Below are 21,306 nucleotides of genomic sequence, written 5' to 3' on the forward strand. Positions count from 1 at the left end.
GCCACAACAATAATCTCAGAGGAACTATGACCTAGTTCATACTTTCTTCTGAATTATTGTAACAATGATAATGATGAGTTGACAAGAAATTCACGATACCTTATTCGTTGTAAACAGGAAATTTATATGTTTTTCCAATCTGCAATGATTCTGTTTTTACACCGGGATTAAGGGCTTCAAAATCTTTTATTAACTGTTCAATGGAAACGGGAAGAGGTCCGTTCCTTTCTTTTTCCATAATCGATAAAATCGTATCTCCCGCTTTTATTTTCATCGTTTTGTAATTTAATGAGTCTCTATTCTCGGATTTCGCTTCTTGAATGTGAGATATTGTTGTTGCTTTGGTTGCAGCAGGTAATGTTCCGTTTGTAACGTCGTGATAAACAATATATATGACAAAACATAAAATGAGAAAGCCTGTCAGTTTTTTCATAGCCAAATTCCCCCAAAATCCTTCTTACTTAATTTATCTATGTTTGTCCTTGAAAAATATGTTCGTTTTTTGTTGGTTTAAAATTAATGTTTAATTAACATTTTGTTAACATGTTTCTGGTATAATTTTCCTAAATGTTATCTAGGAGGGAAAAATTGGATTGGGGGATAAGAAAATGAACGTAACAAAAAAACAAAGACAACTCTTAACGTTCAGCTTTCGAAATAAAAAGCAACATCGTTCGATGAAGAAGTACAACCAAATTCAAAAATGGCTATTAAAGGTTAGCTTGCAAAGTCGTTTGCTTATTTTATTTTTAAGCGTTCTTATTATTTCAATCAGTATTGTAGGATATGTTTCTTATCAAAAAGCGGAAAACACGACGATGAAAATCATTGAAAACCGGTTAGACCGGGAAGTAAATACGATGTATGAAATCGCACAAAATTTAATGTACATATATGTTGGAAAAGAAGATAAGTTTTTACATAAACTCAACAGCAGCATTAGAAAACAGCAAGCAGAGCTGATTCAAGATGGATTAAGCGCGGATTTTTTTCTTATCACGAAAAATGAGGCAAAACCATTTAAAGTTAGCGAACGATCAAGTATTCGCTTTTCGACGGAGTTAATTAACAAAATAAACAAAGAGAAACAAGGAGTATCTCACTACACGATTAAAGGCAAGGACTATACTTTTGCATACAAAGAAATACAAGAGTTAAAAGGCTTATATGTGTTAGTCGTGCCAACAGATTCATACATTGGTACGATCAAACAACTTAAGCAACTGACTTTCGTCACTGTGGCTATTAGCGTAATCTTATCGTCGCTTATGATTATTGCGTTAGTGAGAAGTTTAACAAATCCACTGACGATTTTACGAAATGTGATGAAAAAAGTAGAGCAAGGAGATTTGCGTGCCAATATTGATATAGTTGCAACAACTCCGGAAATTCAATCGCTGATTGAAAGTTTTAATCAAATGTTAACAAACATGAAAAAAATGATTGCAGAAATTGATGCAACAACGGTTCAATTATCACAAACCGGCGAGGAATTGAAGCTCTCATCTGAAAATGTGTTGCAATGTAGCCATGAATTGGTGAGTGCCATTCATATCGTGAGAAGCGGTGCAGAAGAAACAGCAACGACTTCAGATTTCAGTATTCATACATTCGAGCAAATGAAACAGCAAATTACAACAACGCTTGATAACATGGTTATTATTTCAAAAAGTTCTAATGATATGAACCGTTCTGCAACAGATGGCGAGAAAAATATTAAAGAAATGATTGATGCAATTCTTTTATTAGGGAATGAATTTGGCAGGATGTCAAAAACGATTAATGGGGTAAAAGAGCATTCTAACTCGATTACAAAAGTCGTTGATTTAATTAAACAAATCGCTGAGCAAACGAAATTGTTGGCGCTCAATGCGGCGATTGAAGCGGCGAGAGCAGGAGAAGCAGGAAAAGGATTTGCTGTTGTGGCGACGGAGGTAAGAAAATTAGCAGAGCAATCAGCAAAAGCAACCGAAGAAATTACGCAATCGATTGTATCGATGGAAAGCGCTGCAGTAAAAGCAGCAAGTGAGTTTTCAACGATATCAAACAATATTACTTCTTACTTATCAAAGGCTAACAACGCGAAACAATCGCTGGATACATTGATGACACAAATTGCTCGGGTCAGCAATCATTTAGCCCATATGAAAAATGGTTTGGAACAGCTTAACGAAACTCTTCCTGTTATGGAAAAATCAACGCTTGAATTTGTTTCCGTTTCCCAGCAAACATTAGCAAGCACCGAACAAATGCTGAATTCATCAGAAGAACAAGCCGATCAAATGAAAGATATGTATCAAATCGGCTTAAAGCTGACGGATTTATCCAAATCACTCGAAAAGTTGACGAAAATTTTTCAAGTGGAATAAAAACAGGCTGTCTCATCAAGACAGCCTGTTTTTATTCAGCAAGTTTTGGAGAAGGGATTTCTTTAATCGCTAGAAATAATACAGTTACAGAGACAAACCAATGAATCGCTAAGGCATAAGGCACAATAACTTGTAGAGACTCCATAATCGTGAAAAAGATTGTTGAAAGGGTGACGGCGTAAGCAGACATAATCCATGTATGTCTATATTTAATGTTTTTGCCAAGTGTACCGCGAATAATCAGTCCAATAAAAGCAAGAAACGAAATGCCGATAAATTTGCTTGCACTTGCGAATATGTACAAGATCACGAACGTAACCGGGACGATAACTGGCATTAAAGCTTGCAATGTTTCAATAAATGAGTGTATGTCTTTGTCTGTTAGTTTCATATCTTGAAACATCGCGTAATCATAATATTGTGCCTCTGAATTGGCAACAAGAACAATCTCATGCTTTAGAAAACCAATGGCGTTCGTATAGCGTTCAACATCTTCTTTTGTCGTTTGTCCCGTACTATCAAACATAATTCGGAATCCGCCTTTGTCAATAATAACAGGCTCAGCTGCTGAAGAACGGAGTTCACCGTTTTCGATCGTAAACGCAGGAAGTTCATTTTTTAACAGTTCGCCTGTATTTTTGATTCCTTCCAGAAAGCCATTGGCAAAATAATAAGTTGTTGGTAATACAGAGATGAATGTTAAAAAGAAAACGTATAAAATTGTTTTTCCAATTCCTTGAAAGCGAAAACGAGCAATATCTTTTGGAGAATATAAACTTTTAAACAGCTGAGTAAAAATATTCATCTTTCACACATCCTTCATTTCTTTCCAAGTACATTTTATCGTGTCACAAAAAATAACTCAACTATAATAGCAACTATGTTGTAATCATTGACAATATTGTCTTCATATGATAATTTTAAATACGTCATTAAAATTTTTACCGTTTTTTGGTTATGTAACTCATCAGGTTAGATCACGCCCGAGAAAGCTTCTTTGAGGTAACACCAGCGTACCGCTCGGTCCACATCTTGAAACAGCTTACTGAGAGCGGGACGGACAAAAAACAAAGTAATAATGAGGAATTAGGATAGAAGGATCATTATGGACCCTTAGCTCAGCTGGTTAGAGCAGACGGCTCATAACCGTCCGGTCGCAGGTTCGAATCCTGCAGGGTCCATCGGTCGTATATACCTCGCTCATAAGGCGGGGTTTTTTGATTTTTATGAAAGAAAAGAATATTTGCAGCGGGTCGTAAGAAATAATAGAGAAGGTGATAGGCAAATAAATTGAAACATTGTGGCAATTTTGGTAATCTTATTTTAGAAGAACTTATGAAACATTCATGTTTATTAATTATGTAAATGAATGTTTCATGTTCAATTACATAATATTGAAGGAGGAATTTCTATGGCATTTGAATTACCTCAATTACCTTATGCTTATGATGCACTTGAGCCGCACATTGACAAAGAAACGATGAACATTCATCACACAAAACATCACAACACATATGTAACAAATTTAAATGCAGCATTAGAAGGTCATGAAGAGTTACAAAACAAAAGCATCGAAGAGTTAATGGCGAACTTAGATGCTGTACCTGAAAACATTCGTACAGCGGTACGCAATAACGGTGGTGGCCATGCGAACCATTCTCTATTCTGGACTATTCTTTCTCCAAATGGCGGCGGCGAGCCAACAGGGGAGTTAGCGGAAGCAATTAACAAGAAATTTGGCAGCTTTGAAAAATTCAAAGAAGAGTTTACAAAAGCAGCTACAACTCGTTTCGGTTCAGGTTGGGCTTGGCTTGTAGTCAATAACGGTGAACTAGAAGTAACAAGCACACCGAACCAAGATACTCCTCTTATGGAAGGAAAAACACCAATTCTTGGCTTAGACGTTTGGGAACATGCTTATTACTTAAAATATCAAAACCGTCGTCCAGACTACATCGCTGCATTCTGGAACGTAGTAAACTGGGACGAAGTAGCAAAACGCTACAACGCAGCGAAGTAATAAGAAAAGCGGAGGCGAGCGCCTAGCGCCGAAGGAAAATATTCTTCGACCGTGGAAGTGCCTAACACTTCAAGGGCGAAGGTTATTTGACATAAGAGAGCTAGGTGCCGGAGCTAGTCAATCAGAAAAACGTTTAACCAGCGGATTCTTCATCCGCTGGTTTTTTTTGTTACACTGTATCGGGTATAGGATTTGATAATATTGACAAACTACCCTTTAGATACAAAGGGGAGTTTATGATGTCAATGTTAAAAAAAATGATTGGTGATGTGGAGGTTAATCGAGAACTTATATTGCTGTTATTGATAGGCGGATTTTATTCATTGAGCATTTCACTTTCAAACACGTTTGTGAATGTGTATCTATGGAAACAATCCGGTGAGTTTAAAGATTTAGGATTATACAATTTAGCGGTTGTCACATTGCAACCAATTACGTTTATTCTAGCGGGTAGGCTTGCCAAAAAAATCGACCGAATTATTGTATTACGTCTTGGTGTATCATTTTTAGCGATTTTCTTTTTGACGGTACTGTTTGTTGGGAATCGTGCAGATGATTATTTATTACTACTCGGTGGGGTACTTGGAATCGGCTATGGCTTTTATTGGTTAGCTTTTAATGTGTTGACATTTGAAATTACCGAACCAGAAACGCGTGACTTTTTTAACGGTTTTCTTGGTATTTTATCCTCTGTAGCTGGAATGATTGGTCCGATTATCGCAGGATATATTATTTCATCGCTGACAAAATTGAAAGGATATACGCTCATTTTTTCGATTTCGTTATTTTTATTTATTGTTGCTGTTGTGTTAAGCTTTTTTCTTCAAAGGAGGAAAGCAGAGGGAGACTATTTATTTCTTCAGGTTTTAAAAGAGCGAAAGCGTAATAAAAATTGGCGCTTAATCACAAATGCTCACTTTTTTCAAGGATTGAGAGAAGGAACTTTCGTTTTTGCTATCTCTGTGTTAGTATATATAACCACAGGGAGTGAACTTGCTCTCGGTACGTTTAGTTTAGTCAATTCTTTGACTTCCTTTGTCGTTTATTATTTTGTATCGAGATTTATTAAAAATCATCAAAGAAAAAAGGCGATTCTTTTTGGCGGCTTATTGTTGTACAGCGCAATTTTTCTCATTATCGTTGATGTTTCTTATGGAAAATTAATTTTGTATGCGATGATGATTGCCATTGGCTATCCAGTATTGCTCGTTCCCTACACATCTTTAACATTTGATGTGATAGGAAGAAGTTGGAATTCGACAAAAATGCGAATTGAGTACATAGTAGTTCGCGAGTTGTTTTTAAATAGTGGGAGAATTGTTTCGATTTGCTTATTTTTGTTTTCAGTGACATTTTTTGATAAAGAAAAAAGCATTCCCATATTAATGTTGTTTATTGGAACAGGGCATGCGATCATTTATTGGTTTATTCGAAAAGTACGCTTTAGTGACAAGCAGGCACAATCAGATGAAACAAATGCTATTGTTCGCCCCAAGCTAACAAATGAAGAAGGAGGCTCTCCTGTATAGGGAAGCCTTTTTTCGCTTTTATTTGAGTACATGAAGTATACTTTTGTAGAAAATTTGTGAGCTTTCCTTTACAATAGGGAAGATAGAAAAACTAGAGTTCACGATTCGTTTTCATACAAGGAAAAATCGTATAACGATAGGAGGTTCTCTTCCTTGAAAAAGAAAAAGAAACCGCAAGTTCCCTTTCGCCTAAATATGCTCTTTTTTGTCGTGTTTTTATTGTTCTCAGCCCTTATTTTACGTCTTGGCGTTGTGCAAATTGTTTATGGAGAGCATTATCGTAAAGAAGTGGAGCGGACGGAGAATGTTACCGTTAGTACTCCAGTACCGCGCGGGAAAATTTACGATCGGTATCACCGCGTGATTGTCGACAATACACCATTAAATGCCATCACATATACAAGATCACAAACGACGAAGCCGGAAGAAACATTAGAAATTGCCCAAAAGCTGGCTCAATATATTGAGAAACCGACAGATAAAATTACAGAAAGGGACATGAAAGACTACTGGATTTTAACACGTCCGGAAAAAGCGAAAGCGAAAATTCCGAAGGCAGAACGAGAGAAGTTGCAAAAAAAATGGAAAAAAGAAGAGCTGACTAATAAAGAAATTGATAAAAAACTTTATGAACTTACATTGGAACGAATTACAGAAGATGATTTAAAAGAAATTAAGAACGACGAACTTGAAGTCTTAGCGATTAAGCGGGAACTAGACAGCGGCTATGCGTTAACACCACAAATTGTAAAAAATAAGGAAGTTACAAATGATGAATATGCCGTTGTAAGCGAACATTTAGAAGAGCTCCCGGGCGTGAGTACGACAACGGACTGGGAGCGTCATTATGTATATGGAAATACGTTCCGTTCGGTCCTTGGAAGTATTACCTCTTCTGAAGAGGGGTTGCCGCGAGAGCGCTTGGAATACTTTTTAGCGCGCGACTACAGCCGCAATGACCGCGTTGGGAAAAGTTACTTAGAAGCGCAATATGAAGATGTGTTGCATGGTCAAAAAGCAAAAGTAAAAAACATTACCGATAAATCTGGAAATGTGATTGAAACAAAAGAAATATATAAAGGACAGCGCGGCAAAGATGTAGTGTTAACAATTGATATCGAATTACAACAAAAAGTGGAGAAAATTATTGAAGAAGAATTAATGATAGCAAAACGAGGTGGCGGTAGGGAGCTGCTTGACCGCGCGTTTGTTGTGATGATGAATCCGAAAACGGGCGAAATTTTATCTATGGCAGGAAAGCTGTATACAAGAGATGAACATGGAAAAGTAAAGCTGAAAGATTACGCTCTTGGTACAATGACGTCCGCCTATGCAATGGGATCGGCTGTAAAAGGAGCAACCGTGTTAACGGGAATGCAAACAGGTGTCATTCAACCTGGAACGGTGCTAAGAGATGAACCTTTATATATTAAAGGTACACCTGTCAAAAAATCATATGAAACGATGGGGGCAATCAATGAGTTAACCGCATTACAGCGTTCCTCAAACGTATACATGTTTAAAATCGCTATGGCGATTGGTAATGCAAAATATCGTCCGCATCACTCATTACCAATTGATCCGGAGGCATTTACGATTATGCGGCGATATTTTAGTCAGTTCGGTCTAGGCGTTAAAACAGGAATCGATTTACCGAATGAAATCATCGGTTTTCCAGGAAACAGCAAGTTGCCGGGGCATTTGTTAGACTTAGCAATTGGACAGTTTGATATGTATACGCCGCTGCAGTTGGCGCAATATGTTTCTACGATTGCCAATGACGGCTATCGAATGAAACCTCAAATTGTGAAAGAAATTCGCGAACCAAACAATGATGATCATGATGGCACTCAATTAGGACCGGTTATTCGCGGTTTTGAGCCGGTTGTATTAAACCGTGTTGATATGAAAATGGAGTATATTGAAAGAGTACAAGAAGGATTTCGACGTGTAATGCAAACTCCTCGAGGTACTGCGGGTGCCTTTTTTGCCGGAAAACCGTATCGTCCGGCAGGAAAAACAGGAACAGCCGAAGCGTTCTACGACGGACCGATAAAAAGTAAATTTATGACGCCAACTCGTAACTTAACGCTTGTCGGTTATGCTCCTTATGATGATCCAGAAATTGCTTTCTCTGTTGTTGTACCTTGGGCATATCAAAGTGAGAGAAATAGTTACCCGATTAATAAAAAAATTGGTGAAAAGATTTTAGATGCCTATTTTGAGCTAAAACAAAAACGGATAAGTGAAGCACAAACAGAATCATCATCTGTACCGTCTGATTCTGATATGTCTATGACTGAAGAAGACGAGCAATAAATAATAGTAAAGAAGACTCCTTGTTATAACAGGGATGTCTTCTTTTTTTTGCTGTTTAACATCTTTGACAAAAAAAGGGGAGAATAATCATAGAAATGCTGCCTATTGTATTTAGTTTACAAAAGCTTAACATTTGTTTAAAACCCTTTTAATAGTTGGCATGTAATCTATAAGTCGTAGGACAAAACAAGGAAAATACGTAGGGGGAATTAAGTAATGAAACATTTTAAATTTCTCGCTTTTTCAGCAATGATGAGCAGCATGCTAGCATTTGCTACAGCATGTGGAAATGATGCTGAAAATACAGGTTCTAACGAAAATAAAGAAAAAAATCAAGCTGCAGAACAACTTGAAGGCGAAGTAAAAATGGACGGTTCTTCTACTGTATTCCCAATCATGGAAGCTGCAGCAGAAGAATATATGGCTCAGCAACCAGGAGTAAAAGTATCTGTCGGTCAGTCTGGTACTGGCGGTGGATTTGAGAAATTCACAAAAGGTGAAACAGATTTCTCAAACGCATCTCGTCCAATTAAAGATGAAGAAAAACAAGCTGCTACAAGCGGCGGTATCGAATTCCAAGAATTCCAAATCGCATATGACGGTCTTTCAGTTGTTGTAAACAAAGAAAACGACTGGGTTGACCACTTAACAGTTGAAGAATTAAAGAAAATGTGGACGGAAGACGGTAAAGTGAAAAAATGGTCTGACATTCGTCCAGGCTGGCCAGATGAAGAAATTAAATTCTTCTCACCAGGACATGATTCTGGTACATTCGACTATTTCGATGAAGTCATTCTCGATGGTGCAGAACTTGTAAAGAACGCACAACTTTCAGAAGATGACAACGTGCTTGTTCAAGGTGTAGCGGGAGACAAAAACGCGATCGGCTATTTCGGCTATGCTTACTACTTAGAGAATAAAGATAAATTAAAAGTGGTTCCAATTGATGGCGGAAAAGGTCCTGTTGAGCCAACAAATGAAACGATTCAAAGCGGTGAATACACTCCACTTTCTCGTCCATTATTCACATATGTAAATACAAAAGCTCTTAAAGAAAAAGCGCAAGTTTATGACTTTGCAAAATTTATTTTAGAAAATGCTGGCGATTTTGCTGAAGAAGTAGGTTACGTACGCCTGCCACAAGAAAAATATGATGAGCAATTAAAAACTCTTGAAGGATTAAAATAATGAAGTTAACAAGATGAGAAGCAACATTAATTGATGCTTCTCATCTTTCCATGAAATGGAAAGGAAGGGGTTTTCGCATTATGGCTGTTACGAAACAAGACAGTCCAACTTACTCTGTCCGCGAAATGATTAAAGAGAAAAAAGCAAAACAAAGCGGATTAATGTTTGTTGAGAAATTAATGCCGAAGTTATTGTTGCTAACCGCAGTGATTTCTATATTAACGACGTTAGGAATTTTATTTACGTTATTATTTGAAACGTTTACATTTTTTAGCAGAGTTTCCATTGTTGAGTTTTTAACAGAGAAAGAATGGTTGCCTTGGAACGAAGAAAGTGGCTCGTTCGGTGTGGCACCATTAGTAACAGGAACATTATTAACGACTGGTATTGCAATGGTTGTAGCCATTCCAATTGGATTGGCATCAGCGATTTACTTGAGTGAATATGCATCAGATAAAACAAGAAGAATCATCAAACCGATATTAGAAGTATTGGCAGGGATTCCGACCATTGTTTATGGTTTCTTTGCATTGACATTTGTTACTCCATTGTTGAAACAAATCATTCCTGATTTAGGAATTTTCAACGCACTAAGTCCAGGTATTGTGATGGGAATTATGATTATTCCGATGGTTGCCTCTCTTTCTGAGGATGCAATGAGTTCTGTACCGAATGCGATTCGTGAAGGAGCTTTAGGGCTTGGTTCAACGAAATTAGAGGTAGCGTTAAAAGTCGTACTTCCTGCCTCTGCATCTGGTATTATTGCTTCTTTCGTATTAGCCATCTCCCGGGCGGTTGGGGAAACAATGATTGTAGCTGTGGCAGGAGGATCATCGCCGGTATTATCATTTGATGTTACTCAGTCGATCCAAACAATGACTGCTTACATCGTTCAAGTAACGACAGGAGATGCCGGATACGGTACAACGATTTACTATAGTATTTACGCTGTAGGGATGACGTTATTCGTCTTTACACTAGCGATGAACTTGCTTGCCCAATATATTTCTCGTCGCTTTAGGGAGGAATATTAACAATGAAAAAACTAATCGATCAAGAAAAAGTGATAAAAAACATGACAGGGAGACTTGTAAAAAACAACTTTTTCAAATTTTTATTCTTTCTTGCTACCGTTTTTGGCTTAATCGTCCTTGTCGTGCTTCTATATCGGATATTCACTCAAGCAATTGGCTGGCTTGATATGGATTTCTTACAAAATTTCGCGTCACGTAGACCAGAAGAAGCAGGAATTAAGGCGGCTTTAATCGGGTCTTTATGGCTGATGGTCATTGTCGCTCCGTTATCGCTTATTTTAGGTGTTGGTACGGCCATTTATCTTGAGGAATATGCGAAGAAAAACCGTTTTACAGACTTTATCCAAACAAACATTTCAAATTTAGCTGGTGTTCCGTCCATCGTTTTCGGTTTGCTAGGTTTAACGGTATTCGTTCGCGGCATGGGCTTAGAGCGCAGCGTTATTTCGGCAGGATTAACAATGAGTTTGCTTGTATTACCTGTCATTGTTGTAGCGGCACAAGAGGCCATTCGTGCCGTTCCAAATCAACTTCGCGAAGCATCTTATGGTATGGGTGCAACAAAATGGCAAACGATTTATCGAATTGTTTTGCCTGCAGCGATTCCAGGAATTTTAACGGGAAGTATTTTAGCGTTGTCGCGTGCGATTGGTGAAACAGCACCACTTGTTGTTATCGGTATTCCAACATTTATTGCCTACTTACCAAAAAGCATTTTTGATACGTTTACGGTTATGCCAATGCAGATTTACAACTGGACAGGAAGACCGCAGGAAGAGTTTCAACACGTCGCAGCAGCAGGAATTGTTGTGTTATTATTCGTTCTCATTGTCATGAACTCGATCGCTGTGTTCATTCGAAATAAATTCCAAAAGAGATTTTAAGTGATTGTGCTCAATCAAATTGGATGAAGGAGGATTTTATCCATGGAGTTAACAGTAACAAAAGAAAGAACGGAGCGAAAAAAGATGAATGAAGTAAAGGGAGAAAAAGCGGTTGTTTATCGTACGAAAAATTTAAATCTATGGTATGGTGAACATCATGCTTTGAAAAATATTGATTTGGATATTTATGAAAACGAAGTAACAGCGATTATCGGACCATCTGGATGCGGGAAATCAACATATATTAAAACGTTGAACCGTATGATTGAGCTGGTGCCGAACGTGCGTACGTCTGGAGAAATTATGTATCGCGGTCGCAATATTTTTGATAAATCTTATCGTGTTGAGGAATTGCGGACACAAGTCGGAATGGTATTCCAAAAGCCAAATCCGTTCCCAAAATCTATTTATGATAACATTGCTTATGGTCCGCGTATTCATGGTATTCGCGACAAGAAAATACTTGACGAAATTGTTGAAAGAAGTTTACGCGGTGCGGCTATTTGGGATGAAGTGAAAGATCGTCTGCACGAAAATGCGTACGGATTATCAGGCGGACAGCAACAACGTTTATGCATTGCCCGCTGCTTGGCAATTGAACCGGATGTCATTCTCATGGACGAACCAACTTCAGCATTAGATCCAATTTCAACTTTAAAAGTAGAAGAACTTGTCCAAGAATTGAAGAAAAACTATAGCATTATTATCGTTACTCATAATATGCAGCAAGCTGCCCGCATTTCTGATAAAACAGCCTTTTTCTTAAACGGAGAGGTCATCGAATATACAGATACAGATAAATTATTCTCGAATCCTTCTGACAAACGTACAGAAGATTACATTACAGGACGTTTCGGTTAATATCAAAGAAGTCGTGCGAGTTGCTCGCACGATTTTTTCAATAAAGCAAGAAAAGGGGAGAGAAACAAATGTCCGTACGTGAAAAATTTCATTATGATTTAAAAACATTACGCCAAAAATTAATTGAGATTGGAAGTTTAACAGAAATTGCCCTTGGCAAGTCTATCGATGCGTTACAGACAAAAAATGTAGATCGAGCTTTAGAAGTGATTGATAGTGATTCCAAAATCGACTTGCTTGATGAGGAAATAAATGATTTTGCGATTTTATTAATTGCTAAGCAGCAGCCGGTTGCAATTGATTTACGACGTATTATTGTGGCCATCAAAATTTCAACAGATGTCGAACGAATTGCTGATTTTGCCGTAAATATTGCAAAATCGACGATCCGTATCGGGGAACAGCCGTTTGTCGTTCCGATTGACAAAATTGTACGAATGCATCAAATTGCCCTTGAGATGCTTTCGTTAGGATTAAAAGCATATTACGAGGAAGATGTAGTTCTTGCAAAAAAAGTAGCGGATATGGATGATGAAGTCGACCAGTTATATGGACAAACGATTAAAGAATTGTTGCAGACGACGCAAACCAATAGCGAAGCGATTTCGCAAATTACGCAATTATCATTTATTTCCCGTTATATTGAACGTGTTGCTGACCATGCGACAAACATTGCTGAAAGTGTGTTTTATCTCGTAAAAGGAAGACATTATGATTTAAATGATTAAATTAAAAAGTGAAGTCCGCTCCTTCTATTGATAAAGGAGCGGACTTTTATTTTCATAAACGGTATCCTATAGATGAAGTTCTTCTTTAATGATTAGTTCGAGACTTTGTAATCATTTTGCTAAGTTCTTCATGATTCATATTACTGTTGACTTGATATGTACCTCCGCGAATTTTACGAGTCAAACCGTGGTCTCTTAAATATTTGATAAAAGTCACTGCATCGTTGATCACTTGGGCTTCTTCTAATTCTTTAGCAATTTCAGAGGCTGTTTTCCCCTTATCAATAACCAATTGATAAGAATAAATGGTTTCTGGCTTGTCGATATTTTTTTGAGCTAGTTTTACTTGTTTATTTGCTGAATTAGATTGTAATTGTTGTTTTGCCTCTTTCAGTTGTTTATACTCTTTTGTACTGATTGCGATGAGACCTTTTTCCTGTAAATAAGAATGAATATCTGTTTCTGTCAATTTTGCTGGTTTTGAATAATAGTATATGCTGCCTATCACAGCAGTAGCTAACAACATTCCAATTGCAAACGTACGAATGGTAATTCTATCCATTAGTTCATTCCCCGCAAGTATTGTTGTAACATCATTCGCACCTCTTCTGTTGTCATCGAGGTTTCTTTGGCAATTTGTTCATACGAAAATCCCCGTTTATAAAGGGACAAGACTTGTTCACGCTCTAGTTGTGTAGAATCGTTGAGCGCTTTTTTTCGCACAATTTCCATTATATCTTCGTCGCTCATCAATAACTCTTCTTCTAATATTTTTAATTTTTTTTTGAGCTGATATGTTTCTTGTACGAAAGACATGGTCAACTGGTCTATTTGTTCCTCGAGCCCTTTGATTTTATCTTTTGCAAAAAAGGATAAAATGAGCAATAATAACGACAGAAAAACGAGCGCAATCATTGTATATTCGATCAGATGCTCCATAATGTCACCCCATTTCATTATATATGTTATGAATGTTGTTATAAATAGAAAGTGTAATAAAAACATAAATTAAATATGGAAATTCACACAAAAAAGTGCTATCATAGAAAAGTCTGATTATAGTTAATTAAGTATTGGAGGGAAGTAGCAATGCGTGTAAATATTACATTAGCTTGTACAGAATGCGGCGAACGTAACTATATTACGACAAAAAATAAACGTAACAATCCAGATCGTCTTGAGCTAAAAAAATACTGCCCAAGAGACAAAAAAGCAACTATTCATCGTGAAACAAAGTAAGCAGTAGGAGACATTTCCTGCTGCTTTTTTATTTTGCTACAATGAAAAGAGAGGTGAAATCCGTATGGAAGAAAAAAAGAAAATGCGAAAAAAAGTGAAACAGCTGCTCACACAATTAACAGACAAAGAGAAGCAGGAGTATTCCGAAGCGATTGCTGAAAAGCTATACGCGCTTTCTGTCTGGAAGAAGACGAAATGCATTGGGATTACGATTTCAAGAGGAAATGAAGTACATACGCTACCGATTATTGAAAAAGCTTGGCGTGAAGGAAAAAGGATATGCGTACCAAAATGTGATCCGGACGAAAAAACGATGGTTTTTCGTGAAATACATTCATTTGCACAGCTTGAATCTATATATTTTGATTTATTAGAGCCAATTGAAGATATAACGAAGGAAGTAGCAGCAGCGGAAATTGATTTAATGGTTGTGCCGGGAATTGTTTTTTCAAGAGACGGATATCGAATCGGGTACGGTGGCGGCTATTATGACCGCTATTTACAACAGTTCACCCAAGCGACGATTTCGCTTGCCTACAGTGTACAAATGGTTGAAAGAGTACCAGTTGAGCAACATGATATTCCTGTACAGATGATTATTACAAATGATGAGGTTATTGTTTGTGATGAATGAATGGATTTATATCGTGGTTACGTTCATTGTTGCCTTTGGTGGATGGCTTGTTCGTTCTCTTTCTGTTTCGGGAGCTGTTGTTGCCTTTTTTGTCGGATTGTTGATTTCACTTGGATTCGAGTGGAAAGGGCTTATTATGCTTGGAGCGTTTTTTGTAAGTTCGAGTCTTTGGAGCAAATTTCAAAAACATAAAAAGATGGCTATGTTCGAAAAAGTGGAAAAAGGAGATCAGCGCGATTATATGCAAGTGCTGGCAAATGGAAGCGTCCCGGCTGTGATTAGCCTCATTTATTTTTTTTCGCCTTCCACGATTTGGCTGGAAATGTTTATCGTTTCAATTGCTGCAGCTAATTCGGACACGTGGGCATCAGAAATCGGAAGTTTAAGCAAACAATCGCCACGTTTAATTACAACATGGAAAATGGTTGAACGAGGAACCTCAGGAGGAATGACACTGCTTGGCACAATAGCGGCAATAGGTGGAGCGCTCTTTGTTGGAATCGTTAGTTTTGTTTTATGGCATGATATACATCTTGTTTTTGTTGGTTTGTTTGGCTTTCTTGGCAGCATGATCGATACGTGGATGGGGGCAGTGTGCCAAGTTAATTACTGTTGCGCTGTTTGCGGGTTGGAGACAGAGAAGAAGCAACATTGCGGTCAAGGCACGATAAGGCTTAAAGGTGGGCGTTTTATTAATAATGATATGGTAAATTGGTTATCCATCATTTCTGCAACGATATTGTATTTTTTTGTAACAACATTACAATAATTGCATCGTGTAAAAAACTTGTTTGTGACCGTCGTTCAGTTTTAGAGATTGTCCACGAAAAAAGAAAAAGATAGCTATGATAATTTAGAGTGCTTGTTTATCAACATCCGCGATACCTCATATATATTATCCAGTGTAAAAGAGCAACCTATTACGAAATCACAATGGGGCTTGTCCTTTTAACGAAAGCGATTTTATAAAATGAAAATTCGATATTAACAGTTTCTGATTTATTTTAGATGGCCAATTATTTATTATTGGTATTTCGACCATCATCAATCGCAGCGGCATTTGGGAAGTGCTTGAGTGAAAACGAAGTGAAGAAGAAAAATTTGCTTATTTGGTAAAAGTGTTAAAAGAGATTATGAATCGTACATTCCACGAATGAATGAAGCGGCTGGAGAGGCTGATCTTCAAACAAAGCGTTAGACCCACAACACAATATATAAGACATTATATATTGTGAAATGCACGTGGGGTCAGACACTTTGGGATCAGCCCCAGTCCTTTTTATTTTCTTTCTATAATTTAGTAACAGATTGGACAAAAGAATAAAGAGCAGTAAAAATGAAAGGAGAATGAAAGGAGAATGAAAGGATGTATAACCGCATTATGTCTATTGTTTTTCTTGCAATCGGATGTTTTGCATTATATCGCTATCGTTACAAGTTGATCAATCTGTTTTTTAAAAATCGATTTTTACAAAAGGCGTTTGTTTTTTTGGTAATGAATATTCCGTTTGTGCGCAAAGCATTTTATGCTCAAGTATTGCAACGAATGTGATACAATAGAGTTTACATTGGGAAGATTTAGATGAATTGGGAAATCATTTGTTTTGATTTAGATGATACGATTGTCGATTATGAACAAACATTTAAAAGAGCGATTGAGCATTGTTTTTTACTGTTTGTGAAGAAAAGCGGATACGATATAAGTTTTGAAACGTGGTTTTCCACTTTCAAGAAGTTTTGTGACTTATATTGGAGCGATTATCAATACAGGCGTTTGACGAGAATCGAATATCGGCGGCGCCGCTTTCTTGATACGATGCTTACTTTTAACATAAAAGCGAATACAGATTTAGCGGACTGGTTTCATCATTATTTCGACCATATCGTTAGTCAATTTGTTGTACCGATGAGGGGAGTGGAATCACTTTTAGACCATTTATATCATCAGTCCATTAAGATGGGGATTATTACAAATGGAACGAGTGAGATACAGCGAAATAAAATTCGTTATCTTGGATTTACTCGTTTTTTTTCAGATGAATTTATTATTATTTCTGAAGAGATTGGTGTAGAAAAACCAAATCCAGCTATTTTTCATTACGCATTAAACAAAATTGCACCAAACAGTAAGCATAAATTATATATAGGGGACTCTTGGGAGCTTGATGTGTTGGGAGCGCTTGAAGCGAGGTGGCAGGCCATTTATTTGAATACGAGAAAGCAGCCGCCGACTACGACACATCAACCTTTGGCAATATGTCATGATGTAAGTGGATTGACTTCCTCTTTATCCTGTTCTAGTCGTCCGTAAGACTCCACCTCTACAGGTGAGAGATAACGGACGCTAGAAGTGCGATAAGTTCAACTAACATCAGTGGGGGCCCCACTCATTGATGAAGTTTTGCTTTATTTCAACGGCTTCTTTGCGATAAGGAAGGGAGAGGAAATATTGAACATTTTGTATTGGTATTTAATTCACCATTTTGTTAAACAAAATTATCGGATTATTAAATTGTCGGAGTCTCAAAATGAAATTTGGTTAGAATCCTTTCAACATAAAGCAGCTCCGCTTATAAGAATAGTCCGTTATGACGTGGACTGGAGCAGCTGGCTGCAACGGGATATCGAGTATACAGGAAGAGTTGTCGAACAGCTGCGGAAAAGGCATATTATGCGCTCAGCTCGAGTCTTAAATATTTATGTCACTACGTATCCTCCCGTTGATGATTGGGAATTTCTCATTGCTAAGCCTTTAACGTTTGACGGGAAAAATGAAACGGTTTTACATACTATTGTGTTACATCAGGCGAATGTAAAAGAGTCTTTGCAAAAGCTCAGCGAGATGACAGCAACGAAGATAGAAGTTTCAGATTTTGCTGTAGAAAATGAATCGTTTGACGAACTTGAACAGCTGAAACAAAAAACACTGTTTCTCGCCAGAGAACAGATAGAAAAAGAAAAACAGCTGTTTGAATACGGAAAACCGTTCTTTACGTATTTATTTATTGTGGCACAAGTTCTCATGTTTTTGTTTCTTGAATGGAAGGGTGGCAGTACGAACACGCGCGTTCTCATCGAATACGGTGCAAAATTTAATCCACTCATTAAACAAGGAGAATGGTGGCGGTTTTTAACGCCGGTGTTTTTGCATATTGGTTTCTTTCATTTACTAATGAATACATTTGCATTGTATTATTTAGGAACAACTGTTGAACGTCTTTACGGTTCTTTTCGCTTTTTTATCATTTATTTATTTGCTGGATTTTTCGGAACGCTTGCAAGTTTTCTATTTACGTCTTCCGTTTCCGCGGGAGCTTCCGGTGCGATTTTTGGATTGTTTGGCGCGCTTTTATACTTTGGAACCGTTTATCGTCATCTTTTTATGCAAACAATGGGAATGAATATTTTAAGTGTAATCGGCATCAATCTTCTGTTTGGATTTATTGTTCCGGGAATTGATAATGCCGGTCATATTGGCGGACTCATCGGCGGCTTTTTGGCGGCAAGCATTGTTCATTTACCGAAGCATCGTTTTGTTTCAAAGCAGCTGGTTTCTCTTGCCCTGATTGTTTTTCTTGTAACCGCAGGAATTTACTCAGGGTTACACAAACATTCGAGTGAAGATGTAAAAGTAACGATCGGCTTAGCACAGCATTACATTGAAAAAGAAAGGTATGAACGAGCGTATCGTTTGCTTAAAAGTATTGATGGTGCTGATATATATAAAGCTGAAGTGGACTTTCTTTTATCTTACATACAAATTAAACGAGGGAATATCGTAGCAGCGAAACAATATTTATTGTCAGCTGTTAAGACAAACCCTCGCTTCCATGAAGCGTTTTACAATTTAGCTCTCGTATATTTAGATTTAAAGGAATATACCAATGCCGAAAAGGCAGCTGAAGCAGCGGTCAACTTGCATCCAGAAAATGAGAAATATAAGCAGCTGCTTTCGGATATTAAGAGATTTGCTGAATAAGCTGTATTTTCTCTCCGTCCCTTGTTTCAAAAAGCACAATAAGATGAGTATAATCTTTACTAATAAAAATAACAGGCATCGTGCTGCCGGTAGGGGAAACGATTGTTCCATTTTTCTTTTTAATACCCAGGAAATAATTTTTATAAAGCCCTTCCCAAAGGTTTCCAATTATTTTCTGGGTTTTTTCTATGGATAAGTCCGGGAATGGTTGTTCGTTATAAACAATGAATTCCGGCAAATAGAAGTGGTAGTAGTTTTTTTCATGAATCGAAAAATGGATGACTAATTGTTTTGTTTTATAATCAAGAAATTGTCTAGTTGTTTGACTCAATACGTGCTTCCATTCTTTTTGTTCTGTTGTTCTTGCCTGACGAAATGACATGAAAGGACTGTAAGCTGAATCGATGACATACAAATAATCACCGCTCATTTTTTGACTGCTGCGAATGGTCTCTCCGTCATGGATTTCCCCGTAATGAAAAGAAATTGCTTGAAACAATTGACTATTTTTCTCTTTTACTATCTTTTCCTGCAGCAGCGTTTGACTATTCTCTTTCCACTTCGATAATGTTCCAAGTAAACGTCCATTGGCAAAAAGTAATGATATGTCTTGGCGTAAGTATACTTTACGGTCAAGACTAGATGTTGTATACCAGCGTAAGACATATTCATTATTTTTCTTTTTTGGCTCCAGAACGAGGCGGGTATCCGCTTTTGTAAATGTTACATTTGGGTCAAGAGGAAAAAAGATGATGCTTTCTCTTGTTGGTGGTTCTTTTGAAAAAGGTGATAAAAAGTAGAGCAAGACAAACAAAATGATAAGTATAGAAAGTGGGATCATCCGCTTCATTTTATTCCTCCATCTGCATTTTGGACAAGTTACTAACAAATGTATGAGCGCAACAGAAAAAATATGTATGAAACGATTTTTATTTGGCAATGATGGGGGATAAAAATGTCTGTTAATAGGCGGGTGGAACACATGGAAAATGAAGAAGTCAAACATCTTGTTTCCGCAAATTTAGACGAAAATATTACATATTTAAAAGAACGATTAGGGGTAGGAAAAAGCTTTGATGTTATTTATTTAGATGTAGAGTATGCAGGCCGTGCAATGGCTTTTTTTATGATAGATGGTTTTGTTAAAGATGATATTTTACATTATATTATGAAATATTTATCCACTCTTGATGAAAAGGTGTTACAGTCCGAACCGTTAGAAAAGTTATTGAAAGTCTATGTCCCTTATGTGGAATTAGAGAAAACAAACGATTTAGAGCGAATTGTCGATGGAGTGCTGGCAGGACCGACCGTATTATTAATTGATGGTGTAGCATATGCGATTTTAATTGATGCGCGTACATATCCTGTGAGAGGGCCACAGGAACCGGATATGGAGCGGGTTGTCCGCGGAGCGCGTGACGGGTTTGTTGAAACCATTGTGTTTAATACAGCATTAACGCGGCGGCGTATCCGCGATCGTTCTTTACGAATGGAGTATATGCAAGTAGGAAGACGTTCCAAAACAGATATTTGTATTTGTTATATTGAGGATATTGCTGATCCGGAAATTGTCAAAAAGGTGAAGGAATCGATTAAAAAAATCGATACGGACGGGCTGCCGATGGCGGAGAAAACGATTGATGAGTTTATTTCTGGAAGGCATTGGAATCCTTATCCAATCGTCCGTTATACAGAGCGGCCGGATACAGCAGCCGCACATTTGTATGAAGGGCATGTATTAGTGATGGTAGACGGTTCGCCAAGCGTTTTAATTGCACCGGCAACCTTTTGGCATCATTTACAGCATGCTGAAGAGTACCGCAATAAGCCAATTGTCGGGGCGTATTTACGATTGGTTCGCTTTTTGGCGGTGTGGGCGTCGATTTTTCTCCTGCCGCTTTGGTATTTATTAGTCACCAATCCTGAATTATCGCCCCGTTCTCTATCTTTTCTTACACATATGAAAATGGGAGATATTCCGCTGTTTGCCCAATTATTTATTATTGAAGTTGGCATTGATATGCTGCGAATGGCGGCCATTCATACACCTTCTTCACTTGCAACTGCTTTAGGTTTAGTGGCTGCATTAATGATTGGCGGAGTCGCGGTTGAAGTCGGGTTGTTTTCGAATGAAGTAATTCTTTATTTTTCTATTGCGACAATTGGCACATTTGCAACACCAAGTTATGAGTTAGGCCTAGCCAACCGGTTAGTCCGCCTTGCCTTATTAATAGCGACCGCTTTCTTTGGGATGTATGGTTATATCATCGGCATTACGTTATGGATGATGATGCTTATACGCATGAAATCATTTAATATTCCATATTTATGGCCGTTCATTCCATTCTCTTACCGGGCGATGCGCGATATATTTATCCGCTCACCGATTCCGTTAAAGAACCGCCGGCCGACGATTTTACATCCAAAAGATCCCGATCGTTAACAGAGAGTGTTCATTGTTAGCACTCTTTTTCTTTTGATCGATTCTTGACGATGATATGGTTTCTTATATACTTTAT

21 protein-coding genes and 1 tRNA gene are annotated in these 21,306 nt (G+C 37.6%); 17 read left to right on the top strand and 5 right to left on the bottom strand.

Annotated features, from left to right (window positions below; all coding sequences use genetic code 11):
- Positions 1-100 precede the first annotated feature (100 nt).
- On the bottom strand, positions 101-433 hold the full coding sequence (locus tag HNQ85_RS00665) for a hypothetical protein (protein ID WP_181535231.1): 333 nt from the start codon (positions 431-433) through the stop codon (positions 101-103).
- Between the two features lie 175 nt (positions 434-608).
- Between HNQ85_RS00665 and HNQ85_RS00670 the strand changes: the two genes are divergently transcribed.
- On the top strand, positions 609-2,369 hold the full coding sequence (locus HNQ85_RS00670) for a methyl-accepting chemotaxis protein (RefSeq protein WP_246326753.1): 1,761 nt from the start codon (positions 609-611) through the stop codon (positions 2,367-2,369).
- A 31-nt stretch (positions 2,370-2,400) separates the two neighbouring features.
- Here HNQ85_RS00670 and HNQ85_RS00675 read toward each other — a convergent pair whose 3' ends face one another.
- Positions 2,401-3,174 carry a DUF1189 domain-containing protein gene (locus HNQ85_RS00675; protein ID WP_181535233.1) on the bottom strand — a complete coding sequence of 258 codons (774 nt, stop codon included), beginning with the start codon at positions 3,172-3,174 and terminating at the stop codon, positions 2,401-2,403.
- 302 nt (positions 3,175-3,476) lie between these two features.
- Here HNQ85_RS00675 and HNQ85_RS00680 point away from each other — a divergent pair.
- The 9 genes from HNQ85_RS00680 to phoU all read left to right on the top strand — a co-directional run bounded on the left by HNQ85_RS00680 (position 3,477) and on the right by phoU (position 12,932).
- Positions 3,477-3,550, top strand: a tRNA-Ile gene (locus HNQ85_RS00680).
- A 230-nt stretch (positions 3,551-3,780) separates the two neighbouring features.
- Positions 3,781-4,389 carry a superoxide dismutase SodA gene (sodA, locus tag HNQ85_RS00685; RefSeq protein ID WP_181535235.1) on the top strand — a complete coding sequence of 203 codons (609 nt, stop codon included), beginning with the start codon at positions 3,781-3,783 and terminating at the stop codon, positions 4,387-4,389.
- Between the two features lie 239 nt (positions 4,390-4,628).
- Positions 4,629-5,918, top strand: coding sequence for an MFS transporter (locus HNQ85_RS00690; protein ID WP_181535237.1), 1,290 nt, complete (start codon positions 4,629-4,631; stop codon positions 5,916-5,918).
- A 153-nt stretch (positions 5,919-6,071) separates the two neighbouring features.
- The gene (locus HNQ85_RS00695) at positions 6,072-8,237 is read left to right on the top strand and encodes a peptidoglycan D,D-transpeptidase FtsI family protein (protein ID WP_181535239.1); all 2,166 of its coding nucleotides are present in this window, start codon (positions 6,072-6,074) and stop codon (positions 8,235-8,237) included.
- Between the two features lie 216 nt (positions 8,238-8,453).
- Positions 8,454-9,425 carry a PstS family phosphate ABC transporter substrate-binding protein gene (locus tag HNQ85_RS00700; protein WP_181535241.1) on the top strand — a complete coding sequence of 324 codons (972 nt, stop codon included), beginning with the start codon at positions 8,454-8,456 and terminating at the stop codon, positions 9,423-9,425.
- An 80-nt stretch (positions 9,426-9,505) separates the two neighbouring features.
- Entirely contained in the window at positions 9,506-10,459 is a 954-nt protein-coding gene (gene pstC / locus HNQ85_RS00705) for a phosphate ABC transporter permease subunit PstC (RefSeq protein WP_181535243.1), read from the top strand.
- Positions 10,460-10,461: 2 nt separating this feature from the next.
- On the top strand, positions 10,462-11,343 hold the full coding sequence (gene pstA / locus HNQ85_RS00710) for a phosphate ABC transporter permease PstA (protein ID WP_181535245.1): 882 nt from the start codon (positions 10,462-10,464) through the stop codon (positions 11,341-11,343).
- A gap of 84 nt (positions 11,344-11,427) precedes the next feature.
- Positions 11,428-12,204, top strand: coding sequence for a phosphate ABC transporter ATP-binding protein PstB (pstB, locus tag HNQ85_RS00715; protein ID WP_246326773.1), 777 nt, complete (start codon positions 11,428-11,430; stop codon positions 12,202-12,204).
- A gap of 68 nt (positions 12,205-12,272) precedes the next feature.
- On the top strand, positions 12,273-12,932 hold the full coding sequence (gene phoU, locus HNQ85_RS00720; RefSeq protein ID WP_181535249.1) for a phosphate signaling complex protein PhoU: 660 nt from the start codon (positions 12,273-12,275) through the stop codon (positions 12,930-12,932).
- 85 nt (positions 12,933-13,017) lie between these two features.
- Here phoU and HNQ85_RS00725 read toward each other — a convergent pair whose 3' ends face one another.
- Positions 13,018-13,494 (bottom strand): endolytic transglycosylase MltG, encoded by a 477-nt coding sequence (locus HNQ85_RS00725; protein ID WP_181535251.1) that lies wholly within the window; start codon positions 13,492-13,494, stop codon positions 13,018-13,020.
- Positions 13,494-13,862, bottom strand: coding sequence for a hypothetical protein (locus tag HNQ85_RS00730; protein ID WP_181536464.1), 369 nt, complete (start codon positions 13,860-13,862; stop codon positions 13,494-13,496). The genes HNQ85_RS00725 and HNQ85_RS00730 overlap by 1 nt, the downstream gene beginning before the upstream one ends.
- 159 nt (positions 13,863-14,021) lie before the next feature.
- On the opposite strand from HNQ85_RS00730, the gene rpmG reads away from it, so the two are divergent.
- From rpmG to HNQ85_RS00760, 6 genes are all read left to right on the top strand, one after another.
- Entirely contained in the window at positions 14,022-14,171 is a 150-nt protein-coding gene (gene rpmG / locus HNQ85_RS00735; RefSeq protein WP_181535252.1) for a 50S ribosomal protein L33, read from the top strand.
- 64 nt (positions 14,172-14,235) lie between these two features.
- Positions 14,236-14,805: a 5-formyltetrahydrofolate cyclo-ligase gene (locus tag HNQ85_RS00740; protein WP_181535254.1), complete on the top strand. Its 570-nt coding sequence runs from the start codon at positions 14,236-14,238 to the stop codon at positions 14,803-14,805.
- Positions 14,798-15,574 carry a DUF92 domain-containing protein gene (locus HNQ85_RS00745; RefSeq protein ID WP_220129082.1) on the top strand — a complete coding sequence of 259 codons (777 nt, stop codon included), beginning with the start codon at positions 14,798-14,800 and terminating at the stop codon, positions 15,572-15,574. Before HNQ85_RS00740 ends, HNQ85_RS00745 begins: the two co-directional genes overlap by 8 nt.
- 597 nt (positions 15,575-16,171) lie before the next feature.
- Positions 16,172-16,357 (top strand): hypothetical protein, encoded by a 186-nt coding sequence (locus tag HNQ85_RS00750; RefSeq protein WP_181535258.1) that lies wholly within the window; start codon positions 16,172-16,174, stop codon positions 16,355-16,357.
- A gap of 30 nt (positions 16,358-16,387) precedes the next feature.
- Complete coding sequence (locus tag HNQ85_RS00755; protein ID WP_181535260.1) at positions 16,388-17,116, top strand: HAD family hydrolase; 729 nt, start codon at positions 16,388-16,390, stop codon at positions 17,114-17,116.
- Positions 17,117-17,254: 138 nt separating this feature from the next.
- On the top strand, positions 17,255-18,784 hold the full coding sequence (locus HNQ85_RS00760) for a rhomboid family protein (protein ID WP_246326755.1): 1,530 nt from the start codon (positions 17,255-17,257) through the stop codon (positions 18,782-18,784).
- Here the strand turns inward: HNQ85_RS00760 and HNQ85_RS00765 are convergent.
- A complete protein-coding gene (locus HNQ85_RS00765; protein WP_181535262.1) occupies positions 18,765-19,634 on the bottom strand; it encodes a hypothetical protein in 870 nt (289 codons plus the stop codon). The two genes, HNQ85_RS00760 and HNQ85_RS00765, sit on opposite strands and share 20 nt — an antisense overlap.
- A gap of 132 nt (positions 19,635-19,766) precedes the next feature.
- On the opposite strand from HNQ85_RS00765, the gene HNQ85_RS00770 reads away from it, so the two are divergent.
- The gene (locus HNQ85_RS00770) at positions 19,767-21,230 is read left to right on the top strand and encodes a spore germination protein (protein WP_181536466.1); all 1,464 of its coding nucleotides are present in this window, start codon (positions 19,767-19,769) and stop codon (positions 21,228-21,230) included.
- Positions 21,231-21,306 lie beyond the last annotated feature (76 nt).

This window comes from [Anoxybacillus] calidus (genome assembly GCF_013760845.1).
Classification (GTDB): domain Bacteria; phylum Bacillota; class Bacilli; order Bacillales; family Anoxybacillaceae; genus Paranoxybacillus; species Paranoxybacillus calidus.